This window comes from Cupriavidus sp. C3SS-1, assembly GCF_057073755.1.
On sequence record NZ_CP172699.1, the window covers coordinates 359,721 to 376,324 of the forward strand.

17 protein-coding genes are annotated in these 16,604 nt (G+C 66.6%); 9 read left to right on the forward strand and 8 right to left on the reverse strand.

Translation table 11 applies throughout. The annotated features are described in order from the left end of the window. Positions 1 to 60: 60 nt before the first annotated feature. Positions 61 to 270 (reverse strand): twin transmembrane helix small protein, encoded by a 210-nt coding sequence (locus ACIGJC_RS01705; RefSeq protein ID WP_211947067.1) that lies wholly within the window; start codon positions 268 to 270, stop codon positions 61 to 63. A gap of 117 nt (positions 271 to 387) precedes the next feature. On the opposite strand from ACIGJC_RS01705, the gene ACIGJC_RS01710 reads away from it, so the two are divergent. The 5 genes from ACIGJC_RS01710 to ACIGJC_RS01730 all read left to right on the forward strand — a co-directional run bounded on the left by ACIGJC_RS01710 (position 388) and on the right by ACIGJC_RS01730 (position 4,644). Continuing rightward, positions 388 to 1,143 carry an SURF1 family protein gene (locus tag ACIGJC_RS01710; protein ID WP_483710308.1) on the forward strand — a complete coding sequence of 252 codons (756 nt, stop codon included), beginning with the start codon at positions 388 to 390 and terminating at the stop codon, positions 1,141 to 1,143. Between the two features lie 39 nt (positions 1,144 to 1,182). Then, positions 1,183 to 1,839 (forward strand): SCO family protein, encoded by a 657-nt coding sequence (locus ACIGJC_RS01715; protein ID WP_483710309.1) that lies wholly within the window; start codon positions 1,183 to 1,185, stop codon positions 1,837 to 1,839. A 13-nt stretch (positions 1,840 to 1,852) separates the two neighbouring features. Beyond that, complete coding sequence (locus ACIGJC_RS01720; RefSeq protein WP_483710310.1) at positions 1,853 to 2,956, forward strand: COX15/CtaA family protein; 1,104 nt, start codon at positions 1,853 to 1,855, stop codon at positions 2,954 to 2,956. After that, positions 2,953 to 3,888 carry a heme o synthase gene (locus ACIGJC_RS01725; protein WP_483710311.1) on the forward strand — a complete coding sequence of 312 codons (936 nt, stop codon included), beginning with the start codon at positions 2,953 to 2,955 and terminating at the stop codon, positions 3,886 to 3,888. Before ACIGJC_RS01720 ends, ACIGJC_RS01725 begins: the two co-directional genes overlap by 4 nt. A 135-nt stretch (positions 3,889 to 4,023) precedes the next feature. Next, positions 4,024 to 4,644, forward strand: coding sequence for an SCO family protein (locus ACIGJC_RS01730; RefSeq protein WP_483710312.1), 621 nt, complete (start codon positions 4,024 to 4,026; stop codon positions 4,642 to 4,644). 82 nt (positions 4,645 to 4,726) lie between these two features. Here ACIGJC_RS01730 and rpoH read toward each other — a convergent pair whose 3' ends face one another. Beyond that, positions 4,727 to 5,656 carry an RNA polymerase sigma factor RpoH gene (gene rpoH / locus ACIGJC_RS01735; protein WP_483710313.1) on the reverse strand — a complete coding sequence of 310 codons (930 nt, stop codon included), beginning with the start codon at positions 5,654 to 5,656 and terminating at the stop codon, positions 4,727 to 4,729. A gap of 346 nt (positions 5,657 to 6,002) precedes the next feature. Between rpoH and ACIGJC_RS01740 the strand changes: the two genes are divergently transcribed. After that, complete coding sequence (locus ACIGJC_RS01740) at positions 6,003 to 6,878, forward strand: pirin family protein (protein ID WP_483710314.1); 876 nt, start codon at positions 6,003 to 6,005, stop codon at positions 6,876 to 6,878. Positions 6,879 to 6,890: 12 nt separating this feature from the next. Here ACIGJC_RS01740 and ybiB read toward each other — a convergent pair whose 3' ends face one another. The 5 genes from ybiB to ACIGJC_RS01765 form a co-directional block, all read right to left on the reverse strand. Then, positions 6,891 to 7,901, reverse strand: coding sequence for a DNA-binding protein YbiB (gene ybiB / locus ACIGJC_RS01745; protein ID WP_483710315.1), 1,011 nt, complete (start codon positions 7,899 to 7,901; stop codon positions 6,891 to 6,893). An 87-nt stretch (positions 7,902 to 7,988) separates the two neighbouring features. After that, entirely contained in the window at positions 7,989 to 8,792 is an 804-nt protein-coding gene (locus tag ACIGJC_RS01750; RefSeq protein ID WP_483710316.1) for an ABC transporter ATP-binding protein, read from the reverse strand. A gap of 32 nt (positions 8,793 to 8,824) precedes the next feature. Continuing rightward, complete coding sequence (ntrB, locus tag ACIGJC_RS01755; protein ID WP_483710317.1) at positions 8,825 to 9,727, reverse strand: nitrate ABC transporter permease; 903 nt, start codon at positions 9,725 to 9,727, stop codon at positions 8,825 to 8,827. Positions 9,728 to 9,780: 53 nt separating this feature from the next. Then, complete coding sequence (locus ACIGJC_RS01760; protein ID WP_483710318.1) at positions 9,781 to 11,094, reverse strand: CmpA/NrtA family ABC transporter substrate-binding protein; 1,314 nt, start codon at positions 11,092 to 11,094, stop codon at positions 9,781 to 9,783. A gap of 356 nt (positions 11,095 to 11,450) precedes the next feature. Next, a complete protein-coding gene (locus ACIGJC_RS01765) occupies positions 11,451 to 12,104 on the reverse strand; it encodes an ANTAR domain-containing response regulator (RefSeq protein WP_483710319.1) in 654 nt (217 codons plus the stop codon). 217 nt (positions 12,105 to 12,321) lie between these two features. On the opposite strand from ACIGJC_RS01765, the gene ACIGJC_RS01770 reads away from it, so the two are divergent. Beyond that, entirely contained in the window at positions 12,322 to 13,023 is a 702-nt protein-coding gene (locus ACIGJC_RS01770; protein ID WP_483710320.1) for a fumarylacetoacetate hydrolase family protein, read from the forward strand. Positions 13,024 to 13,027: 4 nt separating this feature from the next. Beyond that, positions 13,028 to 13,675: a maleylacetoacetate isomerase gene (gene maiA, locus ACIGJC_RS01775; RefSeq protein ID WP_483710321.1), complete on the forward strand. Its 648-nt coding sequence runs from the start codon at positions 13,028 to 13,030 to the stop codon at positions 13,673 to 13,675. A gap of 67 nt (positions 13,676 to 13,742) precedes the next feature. Here maiA and ftsY read toward each other — a convergent pair whose 3' ends face one another. Next, complete coding sequence (gene ftsY / locus ACIGJC_RS01780) at positions 13,743 to 14,846, reverse strand: signal recognition particle-docking protein FtsY (RefSeq protein ID WP_483710322.1); 1,104 nt, start codon at positions 14,844 to 14,846, stop codon at positions 13,743 to 13,745. Between the two features lie 194 nt (positions 14,847 to 15,040). Here ftsY and ACIGJC_RS01785 point away from each other — a divergent pair, with 194 nt between their 5' ends. Further along, complete coding sequence (locus ACIGJC_RS01785; protein WP_483710323.1) at positions 15,041 to 16,561, forward strand: M16 family metallopeptidase; 1,521 nt, start codon at positions 15,041 to 15,043, stop codon at positions 16,559 to 16,561. Positions 16,562 to 16,604 lie beyond the last annotated feature (43 nt).

The window sequence follows — 16,604 nt, forward strand, 5'->3', positions numbered from 1 at the left end:
CCGCAGGAGGGAAACCCAGCCTGCGGCGCTTGTTTTTTGCGGTTTCGGAAGACGAGGCGTCTAGGGATTCATGCGGATGCCGGTGCTGTGGATCCAGCCCATCCAGTTCGAGAACAGGATGAACAGGAACAGCGCTACCGAGAAGCCCACGCGCAGCATCAGCGAGCGCATCATGTTCGGCGTCCTGCCGCGGTCGCGCATCATGAAGAAGAGGGCCGAGGCCAGGCTGCCAATGATCAGGAGAAAGGCGACGATGATGACAAAGCGCATGGCGGGGCAGGCTGGCCGCGATACGTACGATACGTACGATGCGTGCCGCGGGCTCGGGGGCGGAAAGGGCCATTATCGCACCGCCGGCATGTCGCCGTATGCCACGGGAGCGGACCGATGAAGCTTTGGCGCGCCCTGAGTCCGGTACCGACGGTTGCGGCCGCGGTGGTGATCGCGGCGACCTGCATGCTCGGCAACTGGCAGCTCAACCGCGCGCACGAGAAGATCGCGCGTGCCGAACGGCTGCAGGCACTGGCCGCACAGCCGCCGGTGACGTTGACCACGGCACCCGCGCCGGGCGGCCTGGCCGACCGCACCGTGCGCGTCACCGGACGTTTTGACGCGGACCGGACCGTCTTGTTGGATAATCGCCCCCACGGCAATGGTTCCGACAGCCGCGCCGGCTTCCTGGTGCTGACGCCCTTGCAGATCCGGAGTGATGGCGCCGCCGCCCGCAGCGTGCTGGTGTTGCGTGGCTGGCTGCCGCGCGATGTCCAGGACCGCACGCGCATTGCGCCATTCGCTACGCCAGCCGGTGACGTCACCGTCGAAGGCACGGCACTTGCGGCGGTGCCCAGGGTCTATAGCCTGGGCCAGGACGCAAGCGCCGAAGCCGGCCATCGGATTCGGCAGAACGTGGACCTTGCCGCCTACGCGGCCGAGACCGGCGTGGCGTTGCAGCCGATCGTGATCGAGCAGCGCACCGATACTGGCGACGGCCTAGCCCGCGACTGGGCGCCCGCTGATCTGGGCGCCGACCGGCACTACGGCTACGCCTTCCAGTGGTTCGGCCTGGCCGCGCTGACGCTGGTGCTGGTGATTGCGCTGGGCTGGCGCCGCGCGCGCCGGCTTGCCGGGGCAGGACCCAATTGACGGCCAACTGGCCACGACCAACGAACGACAGACGTACGCATGCCACACCAAGACTCCGCCCCGGCTCCGGCCGGCACGGCACCGGCGCCGGATTCGCGCATCGACGCCCGCACCCGCCGCGGCCGCATCCAGATGCTGATGCTGCTGCTGGTGTGCGCATCGCCGGTGATCGCGTCCTACCTGACCTTCTATGTCTTCAAGCCGACGGGCGGCGCCACCAACTATGGCGCGCTGATCGATCCCCAGCGTCCGATGCCCGCCGTTCGCGTCGCCAACGAGCGCGCCGAAGCCGTGCCGCTCGAAAGTTTCCGCGGCAAGTGGCTGCTGGTAACGGCCGATGGGTCGGCCTGCGACGAAGCGTGCGCAAAGAAGCTGTTCACCATCCGCCAGATCCGCGCGGGTCAGGGCCAGGACCGCGAACGGATCGTGCCGGTATGGCTGATCACGGACGAAGGCGCTGTCGACGAACGCCTGTCCGCGGCCTACAACGAGCCCTACGCCGGCGTGCGCTTCCTTCGCATTGCGCCTGACGTGGCGCGTCAATGGATACCCGCGACCGAGGGCGGCCGCATCGAGGACACCATCTTCCTGGTCGATCCGCTTGGCAACCTGATGATGCGCTTCCCGAAGGACCCCGACCCCAAGAAGATGAGCGGCGATCTCAAGAAGCTGCTCCGGGTCTCGCGCATCGGCTGAGGGAACGACTGGCATGCTGCTTCAACTCGCCATCATCGGCATCCTGATCGCGCTGTTCCCGGTCTCTTACGTGCTGGTCCGCGGCGACCGCAACAAGTACCGCAAGCTGGTCTGGATCACCGCGTTCCTGACGCTCGACCTGATCATGTTCGGCAGCTTCACGCGGCTGACCGATTCCGGCCTCGGCTGCCCGGACTGGCCGGGCTGCTACGGCCATTCCAACCCGCATGCGGCGATGGAGCCGATCCACGCCGCCCAGACCGCGCTGCCCAGCGGCCCGGTGACGCTGGCCAAGGCGTGGATCGAGATGATCCACCGCTATTTCGCCATGGCGGTGGGCGTGCTGATCATCACGCTGATGGTGCTGGCGTGGGTCAAGCGCAAGGAACTGAAGCAGTCGCCGTGGTTCGCCACCAGTGTGCTGCTGCTGGTGTGCGTGCAGGGCGCGTTCGGCGCCTTCACGGTGACCATGAAGCTGCAGCCAATCATCGTCGTGACGCACCTGCTGCTCGGCATGAGCCTGCTGGCGGCGCTGATCTGGCTCGGTTCCCGCAATGATCCGCCGCATCCCGTGGCGCCGCAGGCCGGGGCGTTGCGCTGGCCCGCGCGCCTGGCGCTGCTGCTGCTGGTGATCCAGATCTTCCTGGGCGGCTGGGTCAGCACCAATTACGCGGTGATGGCCTGCACCGATTTCCCGCTGTGCAACGGCCGGCTGGTGCCGGAGATGGACTTTACGCACGGCTTCACGCTATGGCGCCAGCTCGGCATGACGGCTGACGGCGACTACATTCCGCATGCGGCGCTGGTGGCGATCCACTGGGTGCACCGCTGCTTCGCCGTGGTCGTGCTGGCCTACCTGGCATGGTTCGGTCTGCGCGCGCGCCGGCTGGAAGGGCTGGGCAGCGCGTCGCACTGGCTGCTGGCCGTGCTGGCGCTGCAACTGGCCACCGGACTTTCGAACATCGTGCTGGACTGGCCGCTGGTGGCCGCGGTGGCCCACAATGGCGGCGCGGCGGTGCTCCTGCTGCTGCTGGTGCGACTCAACTACAATATAGGACTCGCGACCCGTCGCGCCGGCGCTGCTTCCAGCGTGCCGACTGCCGCTCGCGCCACATGAAAGACAAACTCCCTCCCGTGGTAACCGCAACACAATCCCAATCCGTGGGCCGGGTGCGTCACCTGGTCCGTCAATATGCCGCCCTGACCAAGCCGCGTGTGACGCAGCTCGCGGTGTTCTGCGCCATCATCGGCATGTTCCTGGCCACGCCGGGCATGGTGCCGTGGCGCGTGCTGATCGGCGGCGGCGCAGGCATCTGGCTGCTGGCCGGGGCCGCGTTCGCGATCAATTGCCTGGTCGAGCAGAAGATCGACGCGCTGATGCGCCGCACAGCCTGGCGCCCGTCGGCCACCGGCGAGATCACGACTACCCAGACGCTGATCTTCTCGACCGTCCTGGGTGGCGCCGGCATGTGGCTGCTGCACGTGTTCGCGAACGACCTGACGATGTGGCTGACCTTCGCCACCTTCCTGGGCTATGCCGTCGTCTACACCATCCTGCTCAAGCCGGCCACGCCGCAGAACATCGTTATCGGCGGCCTGTCGGGCGCCATGCCGCCGGCGCTCGGCTGGGCAGCCGTGGCCAACGACGTGCCGGCCGAGGCCTGGTTCCTGGTGCTGATCATCTTCACGTGGACCCCGCCGCATTTCTGGGCGCTGGCCTTGTACCGCCGTGCCGACTACGCCAAGTCGGGGCTGCCGATGCTGCCGATTACGCACGGCGAAAAGTACACGCTGCTCAATATCCTGCTGTACACGCTGGTCATGATCGCCGCGACGCTGCTGCCTTTTGTGTACGGCATGTGCGGCTATATCTACCTGGTCAGCGCGCTGGTGCTGGGCGCCTGGTTCCTGAAGTACTCGTGGACGCTGTACCGCAATTACTCCGACGAACTGGCGCAGCGCACCTTCCGCTTCTCGATCCTGTACCTGTCGATCCTGTTCGCGGCTTTGCTGGTCGATCACTACTTCAAGTTCGTGCCGCAGATCTGAGCGGCACGTTTGTTCGCGGCCTGCGGCATCTTGTCGCGGCCGCCGTGCCGCACGGCGCGGATGGGCGATACTGTGTGCTGCCCTCGCCATCGCGCGCCACCGCAGTCTTGCCGGCGCCCCGACTTCCAATCTTGCATGAACAAGCCAAGCCAATCTTCCGGGCTCCTCGCCTCGTTCCGCCGTTTAGCCGCGCTGGCCTTCCTGGCGCTGGCGCTTGCCGCCTGCGGCCAGCAGAAGGCCTCGTTCCGCAACGTCGACATCAGCGGCGGCGCGGACTTCGGCAAGGATTTTTCGCTGACCGACCACAACGGCAAGGTGCGCACGATCGCCGACTTCAAGGGCAAGGTCGTGGTGATGTTCTTCGGCTACACGCATTGTCCCGACGTCTGCCCGACCACCATGGCCGAACTCAAGGCGGTGATGGAGCAGCTCGGCCCGGACGCCGACAAGGTGCAGGTGCTGTTCGTCACGGTCGATCCGGAGCGCGATACGCAGGCGCTGCTGGCGCAGTACGTGCCGGCGTTCGATCCGCGCTTCCTGGGCATGCGGCCGGCCGACGAGGCGGCGCTGCAGAAGGTCGCCAAGGATTTCAAGGTGTACTACGCGAAGGTGCCGGGTTCTTCGCCGAACAACTACACCATGGATCACTCGGCCGGCAGCTACGTGTTCGACCCGGAAGGGCGGCTGCGGCTGTTCATCCGTCACGGGCAAGGGCCAGAGCCGATTGCCCACGATATCAAGCAGCTGCTGTCCTGAGCGCGGCGCGGGAATGAAAAAAGGCCGGTCCAGTGGACCGGCCTTTTGCATGGCGCCAGCGATTGTGCTGGCGCGGCGGCGATCAGGCAAACGCCTGCAGCGCGCCCTTCATCTTCTTCATGGCCGCCGCCTCGATCTGGCGAATCCGTTCGGCCGACACGCCGAATTCATCGGCCAGCTCATGCAGCGTGGCGCCGCCCGAGCCATCGTCCTCGACGTTCAGCCAGCGCGCCTCGATGATGCGGCGGCTGCGGTCGTCCAGGCGCGTCAGCGCTTCTTCCAGGCCCTCGACCTGCATACGGTCGTGACGCTGGGCTTCCAGCACCCGCGTGGGCTCGTTGTGGTTGTCCGCCAGGTAGGCGATCGGGGCGAAGTCTTCCTCGCCGTCTTCGATTTGCCCTTCCAGCGCGAGATCGCCACCCGACAGGCGGGTTTCCATCTCCATCACCTCTTCGGGCTTGACGTTGAGCTCGCGCGCAACGGCTTCGACCTGCTCCGGCGTGAAGGTATGGGCACCCTTCTTGTGGCTGCGCAGGTTGAAGAACAGCTTGCGCTGGGCCTTGGTGGTCGCCACCTTGACCATGCGCCAGTTCTTCAGCACGTACTCGTGGATCTCGGCCTTGATCCAGTGCATCGCGTACGACACCAGGCGCACGCCCTGGTCCGGGTTGAAGCGCTTCACGGCCTTCATCAGGCCGATATTGCCTTCCTGGATCAGGTCAGCGTGCGGCAGGCCATACCCGAGGTACTGGCGTGCGATCGACACCACCAGGCGCAGGTGGGACATCACCAGCTGGCGTGCGGCATCTACGGAATCATGGTCGCGCAGTTCGCGCGCGAGACGCTGCTCTTCCTCGGCGGTCAGCAGGGGAATGCGGTGGATGGCCTGGATATAGCTTTCCAGGTTGCCCACGGTGGCCGGGAAGGTCAATGCAAAGCTTCCAGCCAGCTTGGGCGCCGTCGGCAGACGGCTGTTCAGCACGGTTTGGTCGGCAGGCAAGACTGCGTTCACTCAATTACTCCTTTCGCATCCGGCGGTTCGGTTGCCGGTGTGCCGCTCCGGACGGGACGGCACAGCATTGCAACACATCTTAGCACTCAAGCCGGGTGAGTGCTAATTGGAGTCCCTAACGCCTTGATAGTTCCTGATGATTGTCATCTATATTCGGATAGTGTTATGCGCGGCAAGGTACTAAGACGGCATACCGGTGCTCCGATATCCTGTGTTAGAGGCCCGTGAGGGTTCGGGGTTCGCACCGGCCGGCGGGATACAGTATTGCGCCAGACGCTACACTGACAGTGCCGTCGCGAGCCCGTCACGGCTTGTGCAAGAGCCTGCCCCACGATCCGGAGGAGCTATGTCTGCCATCGAACACCTGCTCAAGCCCCATGTACGAGACCTGGGCGATTTCACCGTGCGTCGCCTGCTGCCGGCCGCTGCCGCCCAGACCGTCGGCCCGTTCATCTTCTTCGACCATATGGGGCCGGTGACGCTGCCGCCTGGCCACGGTGCCGATGTGCGGCCGCATCCGCATATCGGCCTCGCCACGGTGACCTACTTGTTCGACGGGGAGATCATGCACCGCGACAGCCTTGGCAGCGAGCAGCTCATTCGCCCCGGCGACGTCAACTGGATGACCGCGGGCAACGGCATTGTCCATTCGGAGCGTTCGCCCGAGACCGTGCGCGAAGCCGGCGCGCGCCTGCATGGCATCCAGACCTGGGTGGCATTGCCGAAGGACCATGAGACCGTGGCGCCCTCGTTCTTCCATCATCCCGGTGCCACGCTGCCGAAAATCGAACAGCCCGGTGTACGCATGACGGTGATTGCCGGAGATGCCTTTGGCAAGACATCGCCGGTCAAGGTATTCAGCCGCACGCTCTACGTCGCGATTGAACTCGATGCCGGCGCGAGCGTGGAGATCCCGCCGGACCATGCCGAGCGGGGCGTCTACCCGGTCGACGGCAGCGTGGCGCTCGACGGCGAAGCGCTGCCGGCCGAGCATATGGTCGTGCTGACGCCCGGCCTGGCGGCCACCCTGACGGCCACCGCGCCGGCGCGCGTGATGCTGCTGGGCGGAGATCCCACCGACGGTCACCGCTTTATCTTCTGGAACTTCGTGGCCAGCAGCAAGGAAGCGATCGAGGCGGCTTCGCAGCGCTGGGAGGACGATGGCTTCCCCCATGTCCCCGGAGAGACCGAGCGCATTCCGCTGCCGCCGCGCAAGACCTGAAGCGCCTGGGGGTCAGAGCGGACTCGCCCAGGCCACGCGCGTGCCCTGGCGCAGGCATTCCTGGATGGCGCGCACCTGCGTTGCGATCGGCGCGGGCACCGGCACCGAGCCGTCCAGCACCTGGCGCGTCCAGCCCGCCGTCTCGGCCACGTCGCTGCCCTGGGGCAGCTCGGGCACATCGGCAATCGATCCGCTGGTCGGGTCGACCAGGGTCTGCTGGTGCCCGTCATGCAGCCAGTCGATGCGGCTGCCGCGGCGCGCGTCGGCCACCACCTCGCCTTCGGTGCCGCGGGCGAGCAGCACATTGGCGGGCTCATGCGAGAAATAGTCCGTCAGCGTTTCGCGGTACTCGGGGTGCGTGTAGCTGTACAGGCGCAGGGCCTCGGCCGGCGAATGCGAGCCGACCGGCTGCAGCATCTTGGCCACGGTGTGCGACGAATTGCGCAGGCCGATGACCGTGCGCCGGTCCAGCAACTGCGACAGGCCCGGCGAGAGCACATCCACGGGCACCACCGCCAGCGGCCCATTCGCCCCATCGCCATCGCGCAGGCGCGCGGTGGCCTCGTCGGTCGTGGCGCACAGCGGTACGCCCAGCGCCTCGAACAGGGCCAGACTAGTCACGCGGCCCTGGAATTCGCGCGAACCGTGCACCAGCACTGGAATATTCTCGCGAGCCAGCAGCAGGGCCAGCAAGGGTACCAGGTTGGGCTGCTTGCGCGCGCCGTTGTAGCTGGGGATGACTACCACCTGTCGATCGCCCGGCGCGGCCAGCGGCTGGCAGTGCGCGTGCGCGGCCTCGAGCATGCCGGCCAGTTCGTGCGGGGCTTCGCCCTTGATGCGATAGGCCATCAGCACGGCACCCAGTTCCAGGTCGGATACGCGCCCGGCCAGCATGGCGTCGAACAGGGTTTGCGCGTCTTCGCGCGGCAGTGCGCGGGCGCCGTTCACGCCGCGACCGATTTCCTTGATGTAGCGGGCCGCTGAAAACGGGCCCGTGGCGGGTGTGGCGGTGGATGCAGTCATGGGCGGGCAGCGTGGGGTTTGGTGTTTCGCTTCATGATAGCGGAGCGCCGCCGCCACGCCCATGGCGGCGGGCGCGTCGGTGGCCGTTCACGCCGCTTCCTGAAGGGCCGGGTTGCGCTGCTTGCGATAGAGGAAATCCAGCACCGCCGTGCGGCAGGCGTGGTAGTCCCTGTCCTCGGCCAGCGCCACGCGGTCGCGCGGACGCGGCAGGCCGACGCTGAGGATTTCGCCGATCGTGGCCGCCGGGCCGTTGGTCATCATCACGATGCGGTCGGCCAGCAGGACGGCCTCGTCCACGTCGTGCGTGACCATGACCACGGTGCTGCGCGTCCGCTCCACGATCTTGAGCAAGGCATCCTGCAGGTGTGCGCGCGTGAGCGCGTCGAGCGCGCCGAACGGCTCGTCCATCAGCAACACCTTGGGCGCCATGGCGAGCGCGCGCGCAATGCCCACGCGCTGCTTCATGCCGCCCGAGATCTCGTGCGGGAACTTGCCTTCCGCGTGGGCCAGGCCCACCAGCGCCAGCGTGTCGTGCGTACGCGCCCTGAGCTGCGCCTTGCTCTCGCTGCCGCCGAACACGCGTTCCACGCCCAGGTGGACGTTGTCGAAGCAGGTCATCCACGGCAGCAGCGAGTGGTTCTGGAATACCACCGCGCGCTCGGGCCCGGGGCCGGCGATTTCCCGGCCCGCGCAGATCAGCGTCCCGGTGGTCGGCGTGGCCAGGCCCGCGACCAGGTTCAGCAGCGTGGACTTGCCGCAGCCGGAGTGGCCGATCAGCGTGATGAACTCACCCTGCGCGATCTGCAGTTCGATGTCGCGCAGCGCCACGAACGGCCCCTTGCGCGTCTTGAAGGTCTGCCCGACGTTTTCGATGCTGACGAACTTTTTCATGGCGATTTCCGTTGGGTTTGCGCGCGGCGCAGTCAGGGGTTGCCGTAGCTGAAGCGCCGGGCCAGCGCGAGCAGCGCGTGTTCCAGCAGCAGCCCGATCACGCCGATGACGAAGATGGCGATGACGATGTGCTCGACCTTCAGGTTGTTCCACTCGTCCCACAGCCAGAAGCCGATGCCGGTGCCGCCGGTCAGCATTTCCGCGGCGACGATGACGAGCCACGCGGTGCCGATCGACAGCCGCACGCCGGTCAGCATGTATGGCAGCACCGCCGGGAACAGCACGCGCGTGAACACCTTCCATTCGGACAAGTCCAGCACGCGCGCCACATTCAGGTAGTCCTGCGGCACCCGCGTGACGCCCACGGCGGTATTGATCACCATCGGCCAGATCGAGCAGATGAAGATGGCCCAGATCGCGGCCGGGTTGGCCGCCTTGAACAGCAGCAGCCCGATCGGCAGCCACGCCAGCGGCGACACCGGCCGCAGCAGGCTGATCACAGGCGACGCCATCGCATTCAGGAAGGCGAAGCGTCCGAGGATGAAGCCGGCCGGAATGCCAATCAGTGCTGCCAGCCCGAAGCCAGCCCCCACGCGCGCGAGCGATGCCAGCACGTTCCAGCCGATGCCCTGGTCATTGGGGCCATTGCGGTAGAACGGGTCGGCGAACAGCGGCACGGCGGCATGCCAGGTGGCGCCCGGCGTTGGCAGCGCGGGGATCAACGTGGCGATGCCGTGCCAGGCCAGCACGAACAGCGCGAAGCCCAGCAGCGGCGGCATGCATCCGAGCAGGGCGGCGCGCAGCGCCTCGCGGCGTTCGGCGCGCCGTGCCTGGGCTTCGATTTCCAGCGCGCGGCGCCGCGCGCGTTCGCTCGCATCAGGATCGGCCTGCAAGCCGGGGGCGCCTTCCGGCGCGGGTCTGGCGATGGCATTCACTTCTGGCTCCTTGGTTCACGGGCAATCCGAAACGATGTCGATGGGCCTGCACGTCAGGCATCGATCTTGAAGCCGTCGGCGTAGGCCTTCGGGTCCTTGGTGGCATCCCATACCACGCCGTCGATCAGCTTCGCGGTGCGGAAGTCGCTCTTGGGCAGCGGCACCTGCGCCGCCGTGGCGGCCTGCTTGTAGACGTCGATGCGGTTGACCTGCTTCGCCACCGCGAGATAGTCGGGGTGGGTCTTGAGCAGGCCCCAGCGCTTGTGCTGCGTGAGGAACCACATGCCGTCCGACAGGAACGGGAAGTTGGCCAGGCCGTCCTGGTAGAACTTCATCGAGTCCGGGTCATCCCAGGTCTTGCCCAGGCCATTGCTGTAGCGGCCCAGCATGCGGTCCAGGATGATGTCCATGTCGGTATTGACGTAGGACTTCGCGGCAATGGTCTCGGCCGTCTTGCGGCGGTTCGAGGCCGATGCGTCGATGAATTTGGAGGCTTCGAGGATGGCCGCGACCATCGCGCGCGCCGTGTTCGGGTACTTCTGCACGAATTCGGCGGTGGTGCCGAGCGTCTTCTCGGGGTGGTCCTTCCAGATCGCCTGCGTGGTCTCCACCGTGAAGCCGATCTTGTCGGCGATGGCGCGCGCGCCCCAAGGCTCGCCCACGCAGAAGCCATCCATATTGCCCACGCGCATATTGGCCACCATCTGCGGCGGCGGCACGGTGATGGCCTTGGCGTCCTGCATCGGGTTGATGCCGTTCGCGGCCAGCCAGTAATAGAGCCACATCGCATGCGTGCCGGTCGGGAAGGTCTGCGCGAAGGTGTAGTCGCGCTTTTCCTTGCTCATCAGCGCCTTCAGGCTGGCGCCGTCCTTCACGCCTTTCTCGGCCAGCTTGGATGACAGCGTGATGGCCTGACCGTTGTGGTTCAGGCTCATGAGCACCGCCATGTCCTTCTTCGGGCCGCCGATGCCGAGCTGCACGCCATAGATCAGTCCGTACAGCACGTGAGCCGCGTCAAGTTCGCCGTTGACCAGCTTGTCACGCACGCCGGCCCACGAAGCCTCCTTGGTCGGCGTGATCCTGATGCCGTACTTCTTGTCCAGCCCGAGCGTCGAAGCCATGACCACCGAGGCGCAATCCGTCAGCGGAATAAAGCCGATGCGCACCTCGGCTTTCTCGGGCGCGTCCGAACCCGCCGCCCAGGCGCCGGCGCGCACCAGCGGATCGACCAGCGTCATCACGCTGGCCCCGGCCATGGTGGCCAGCGCGCGGCGGCGGCCGCTGCTAGCCGGTGCCACGTCGGCAGTGGCGAGGGTGGCGTCGACCGCGGCGTGCTGCGGCTTGCTAATCCTGAGGCGAGAGGGCATTGCTGGGCTCCAAGAAGAAAAGGCATCCCGATCCGCAGCCCGTGTTCGCCAGAAGACAGGGTGCAGTTCAGGACGCCGTTGTCCGTGGCGTAGCGCGGCCCGCGTTGGCCGTGCCCGCCTGAGTTGTGATCGACCCTCGTTGGCCGATGTGCGGATAACGCAATGGCTGTGCCAGGGCATTGCGGTGGCCGGGAGGCGGCCCGACGGCCGAGAGCGGGGCAAAAAGCGGAGTTCGGGGACGAGGCGTGCCCGCCAGCTGCGCGCAAGCCGGGTCGGGGGGGCGCCACGGTCATGGGTCGGCGCCAGTTTTGTGCATTGCACCAGCCGCGTGCCGCGGCCGCACCGCACGCGCAGGCTCAGCCCATCACGTCGAGCACGCGCTGCGCCGCCTCCACGAGCTTCAGGCCGCGTTCCATGGCCATGCTGCGCAGGCGCTTGTAGGCCTCGTCCTCGGTGATGCCGCGCGCCTGCATCAGCAGGCCCTTGGCGCGTTCCACCACCTTGCGTTCGGCCAGCTTCAGGCGCGTGGCGTCGAGTTCGGCCCGCAACTGCTGGTCGAGTTCGAAGCGGGCGTAGGCGACGTCCAGGACGGTCTTGACGCGCTCGGCGCGCAGGCCGTCGACGATATAGGCCGTGATGCCGGCCGACAGCGCGGCCTTGATACGCTGGGCGTCGTCGTTGTCGGTGAACAGCACGATCGGACGTGGCGCATGCTGCGTGGAAACGCACACGTGCTCTACCGTGTCGCGCGCGGCGGACTCGGAAGCAATGATGATCAGGTCCGGTTGCCTGGCCGCGATGACATCGGGCAGGCGCAGGTCGGCGTCCACCGTCTCGATGTCCGTAAATCCCGTGCTGATCAGTCCGCCACGGATGGTCTCGACATTGAGCGGGTCGACGTCATGCGGGTCGCGCACCAGCAGGATGCGCAACGTGCGCGTGGCCGGTGCGCTGCCGTGCGAGGACGCGCTGGACTGAATTGGCGAAGGGGGCGCAGGGTGGCGAGTCATGGGTATTCTGGGTTGCCTCGCGTTACGCAAGATCCGCGCCGGGAACCCACTGCGGCACGCCCGCCGGCACATCGGGGGCTTTCCCCCATCCACTGTATGCCGTCGTACGCAGCCCCGCGGGCAAGGTGTATGCTGTTGCCCTGCTGCGCGCGGGGGTGTCTGCTGGCGACGCCGCGCACTCGTGCGCAGGAATATCAGAACAAGCCTGGAGAGATGCATGACCGAATTCGTTTTTGCCCCGCCCGCACCCGTTGGCGTGCCCGTGCGAGGCAGCAACGCTAGCTTCCCGGTACGCCGCGTGTACTGCGTCGGCCGCAACTATGCCGCCCATGCCCGCGAAATGGGCTCGGACCCGGACCGCGAGCCGCCGTTCTTCTTCTGCAAGCCGTCGGACGCGGTCAGCTACGTGGCGGACGGTTCCGAGGGCACCTTCCCGTACCCGCCGGGCACCAGCAACGTCCACTATGAAGTGGAAATGGTCGTGGCAATCGGCAAGGGCGGCAAGGACATCCCGGTCGAGCAGGCCGCCAGCCACGTGTTCGGCTACGCCGTGGGCCTCGACATGACGCGCCGCGACCTGCAGAACGAATCGAAGAAGACGGGCCGCCCCTGGGAGACCGGCAAGGCCTTCGACCATTCGGCGCCGATCGGCCCGATCGTGCCGGCATCGGCCATCGGCCATCCGGAGAAGGGCGAGGTGACGCTGTCCGTCAACGGCGTGGAAAAGCAGCGCGGCGACCTGGCCGACCTGATCTGGTCGGTGCCGGAAATGGTGTCGTACCTGTCGAAGCTGTTCGAACTGCAGCCCGGCGACGTGATCTTCAGCGGCACGCCCGAGGGCGTGGGCCCGGTGGTCAAGGGCGACGTGATGCAGTGCCACGTCGGCGGCGTGGGCGACCTTACCATCAAGGTGGTCTGATCCGATGAAGCTCTACAGCTATTTCCGGAGCTCCGCGTCCTATCGAGTACGTATCGCGCTGGAGCTGAAGGGGCTGCCGTACGACTATGTGCCGGTACACCTGCTCAAGGACGGCGGGCAGCAGTTGCTGCCCGAGTTCCGCGCGGTGAATCCGGACGGCCTGGTGCCGGCTCTGGTGCTCGACGAGGGCCAGGTGCTGCAGCAGTCGGTGGCCATGATCGAGTACCTGGACGAGATCCATCCCGAGCCGAAGCTGCTGCCCGGCACCGCACTGGACCGCGCCTACGTGCGCGGCCTGGCGCTGGAGGTTGCCTGCGAGATCCATCCGCTGAACAACCTGCGCGTGCTGAAGTACATCAAGCGCACGCTGGGCGTTGCCGACGAGGCCAAGGACGCGTGGTACCGGCACTGGATCGAACTGGGCTTTGCCTCGTTCGAGGCCAACCTGGAGCGCCAGGGCAAGGCCGGCCGCTTTTGCTTCGGCGATACGCCGACGCTGGCCGATATCTGCCTGGTGCCGCAGGTCTTCAACGCGCGGCGCTTCAATATCGACGTGAGCCGCTACCCGACCATCGCGCGGATCCAGGACGCGTGCATGGAGCTGGCCGCTTTCCAGAAAGCACAGCCCAAGGAACAGCCGGACGCCGAGTGATTGGCTGCATCCCTGCCATGAATAACGCCCCGGCATGCCGGGGCGTTTTCTCATTCTGGCGAAGCCATCAGCCGAGCAGGGCGTCGGCAAACTCCTCGGCCTTGAACGGCTGCAGGTCCTCCACCTTCTCGCCGACGCCGATGAAGTAGACCGGCACCGGACGCTGGCGCGCAATGGCGGCCAGGATGCCGCCCTTGGCGGTGCCGTCGAGCTTGGTCACGATCAGGCCGGTCAGGCCGAGCGCATCGTCGAAGGCGCGCGTCTGCGCCAGGGCGTTCTGGCCGGTGTTGGCGTCGATCACCAGCAGCACCTCGTGCGGGGCCGTGGGCATGGCCTTGCTGATCACGCGCTTGACCTTCTTGAGTTCTTCCATCAGGTGCAGCTGCGTGGGCAGGCGACCGGCGGTGTCGGCCATCACGATGTCGATGCCGCGCGCGCGCGCCGCATTGACGGCATCGAAGATCACGGCGGCCGGGTCGCCGCTTTCCTGCGCCACCACGGTCACGTTGTTGCGCTCGCCCCAGATGGTCAGCTGTTCGCGCGCGGCGGCGCGGAAGGTATCGCCGGCGGCCAGCAGCACGGATTGGCCGTAGTGCTGGAAATGCTTGCACAGCTTGCCGATGCTGGTGGTCTTGCCGGCACCGTTGACGCCCGCGATCATCATCACCAGCGGCTGCTCGCGGCCCAGCGCCATGGTTTTTTCGAGCGGACGCAGCAGCTGGATCAGCAGGTCGCGCAGCGCCGCCTTGACGCCCTCGGCAGTCTCGATGCGGTCATTGCGTACGCGCTTGCGCAGTTCGCCGAGCAGGTATTCGGTCGCCTCGACGCCGGCGTCGGCCATCAGCAGGGCGGTTTCCAGTTCCTCGAACAGGGCTTCGTCGACCTTCATGCCGACAAACAGCGTGCTGATATTGCGGCTGGTCTTGGACAGGCCGGTGCGCAGGCGCTGCACCCAGCCGCGGCGGGCTTCGGCCGTCTGCGCCGGCGCGGGGGTCAGTTCCAGCTCTTCGAGCGCGACCGGCTCGACCGGTGCAATGGGCGCGGGGGATGGGGCAAAGGACTGTGCCGGGCTGGCGACAGGGGAGGGCGCCGGAGCGGAAGCCGGCGTGGCGGGCTGTTCTGCCGGCGCTGGGGCCGGCTCGGCCTTGCGCTTCTTCCAGAAACTAAACATTGGGGAAAGGGGTCAATACCCCGTCAGGATCGGCCGCCGTCCGGCGGCGTCATTAATCAATCAGGCCTTACGCGTTATTCCGGCACCCCACCAGCCTCTCGTTGTGGTGCGCGCCTGCTTTTGCGTATAGTTCGTAACACAGCTGATTCATGGAACCATGAATCGATCGGCAAAATTCTAGCAGACGGGGTTGCATGGACCATTGCACAGTCTTGACCGGAACGGGCGCCGCCCGCCCTGAACCCTTCCCCACCCGTGCCGCGGGCCCGGCGTCGCTGCAACGCCTGGCCAGGCGGGCACTGCCCGTCCTGCTGCTGGCCGCGTTGCCGTGGTCGGCCGGCGCCCAGGCGCAGCGCACGGTCGCCTCGCCCATGCCGTCCGGACAGACGGCCCCGGTCGGCGCCACGTCGCAGGGCACGACCGAATACCGCTTGTCCAACGGCCTGCGCCTGATCGTCAAGGAAGACCATCGCGCGCCCACGGTGGCGCACCAGATCTGGTACCGCGTCGGCGGCGTCGACGAGGTCAGCGGCACCACCGGCGTCGCCCACATGCTCGAGCACATGATGTTCAAGGGCACGCCCAAGGTCGGCGTGGGCGAGTTCTCCAAGCAGGTCGCGGCGCTCGGCGGGCGCGAGAACGCCATGACCAACCGCGACTTCACGCTCTATTACCAGCAGATCAGCAAGCAATACCTGCCAAGGATGATGGAGCTGGAGGCCGACCGCATGGCCAACCTCATCTTCAACCAGGGCGAGTTCGAGCGCGAGATGAAGGTCGTGATGGAGGAGCGCCGCCTGCGCACCGACGACTCGGCGCGCGGCACGGTCTACGAGCAGCTGCTCGCCGCCGTCTATGTCGCCGCGCCTTACCGGCACCCGGTCATCGGCTGGATGGACGACCTGGTCAACATGCGCCTGGACGATGTCCAGGCCTGGTACCGTGGCTGGTACGTGCCCAACAACGCCACGGTGATCGTTACCGGCGACGTCAAGCCGGCCGAGGTGCGTGCCTTGGCCGAACGCTATTACGGCAAGCTCAAGCCGCGCACGCTGCCGCTGCGCAAGGAGCAGGCCGATCCGCCGCAGATCGGCATCAAGCGCATCTGGGTGAAGGCGCCGGCCGAGAACCCGTACATGGTGATGGCCTACAAGGTGCCGCGCCTGCGCGACGTGGAAAAGGATGTCGACCCCTACGCGCTGGAGGTGCTGGCCGCTGTGCTCAACGGCTACGACAATGCCCGTCTGACGCGCGAGCTGGTGCGCGAGCAGCGCCTGGCCGACGACGTCAATGTCGGCTACGACAGCATCAATCGCGGCAATTCCCTGTTCGTGCTCGACGGCACGCCGGCCGATGGCCATACCACCGACCAGATCGAGGCGGCGCTGCGCGAGGAGATCCAGCGCATCGCCAAGAACGGCGTGTCGCCGGAGGAACTCAAGCGCGTCAAGGCGCAGGTCGTCGCCAGTCAGATCTACAAGCGCGATTCAGTGTTCGGGCAGGGCATGGAAATCGGTGTCGCGGAGATCTCCGGCATTTCGTGGCGCAATATCGATCGCATCCTCGACAAGATCAAGGAAGTCACCCCGGCCCAGGTGCAGGCCGTGGCCGCGAAGTACTTCAACGACGACAACCTGACCGTAGCCACGTTGTTGCCGCAGCCGATTGATCCGAACAAGCCCAAGGCCAAGGCCCCCGAAGGCCTGCGCCACTGAGAATCCACGCATGTCCTTATCTGAGATGAGCGAGATGAGCGCG

Bases quoted from the DNA above. Each gene is read 5' to 3' on its own strand.
- ACIGJC_RS01705 (WP_211947067.1), bottom strand. From the start codon at position 270: ATGCGCTTTGTCATCATCGTCGCCTTTCTCCTGATCATTGGCAGCCTG.
- ACIGJC_RS01710 (WP_483710308.1), top strand. From the start codon at position 388: ATGAAGCTTTGGCGCGCCCTGAGTCCGGTACCGACGGTTGCGGCCGCG.
- ACIGJC_RS01715 (WP_483710309.1), top strand. From the start codon at position 1,183: ATGCCACACCAAGACTCCGCCCCGGCTCCGGCCGGCACGGCACCGGCG.
- ACIGJC_RS01720 (WP_483710310.1), top strand. From the start codon at position 1,853: ATGCTGCTTCAACTCGCCATCATCGGCATCCTGATCGCGCTGTTCCCG.
- ACIGJC_RS01725 (WP_483710311.1), top strand. From the start codon at position 2,953: ATGAAAGACAAACTCCCTCCCGTGGTAACCGCAACACAATCCCAATCC.
- ACIGJC_RS01730 (WP_483710312.1), top strand. From the start codon at position 4,024: ATGAACAAGCCAAGCCAATCTTCCGGGCTCCTCGCCTCGTTCCGCCGT.
- ACIGJC_RS01740 (WP_483710314.1), top strand. From the start codon at position 6,003: ATGTCTGCCATCGAACACCTGCTCAAGCCCCATGTACGAGACCTGGGC.
- ybiB (WP_483710315.1), bottom strand. From the start codon at position 7,901: ATGACTGCATCCACCGCCACACCCGCCACGGGCCCGTTTTCAGCGGCC.
- ACIGJC_RS01750 (WP_483710316.1), bottom strand. From the start codon at position 8,792: ATGAAAAAGTTCGTCAGCATCGAAAACGTCGGGCAGACCTTCAAGACG.
- ACIGJC_RS01760 (WP_483710318.1), bottom strand. From the start codon at position 11,094: ATGCCCTCTCGCCTCAGGATTAGCAAGCCGCAGCACGCCGCGGTCGAC.
- ACIGJC_RS01765 (WP_483710319.1), bottom strand. From the start codon at position 12,104: ATGACTCGCCACCCTGCGCCCCCTTCGCCAATTCAGTCCAGCGCGTCC.
- ACIGJC_RS01770 (WP_483710320.1), top strand. From the start codon at position 12,322: ATGACCGAATTCGTTTTTGCCCCGCCCGCACCCGTTGGCGTGCCCGTG.
- maiA (WP_483710321.1), top strand. From the start codon at position 13,028: ATGAAGCTCTACAGCTATTTCCGGAGCTCCGCGTCCTATCGAGTACGT.
- ftsY (WP_483710322.1), bottom strand. From the start codon at position 14,846: ATGTTTAGTTTCTGGAAGAAGCGCAAGGCCGAGCCGGCCCCAGCGCCG.
- ACIGJC_RS01785 (WP_483710323.1), top strand. From the start codon at position 15,041: ATGGACCATTGCACAGTCTTGACCGGAACGGGCGCCGCCCGCCCTGAA.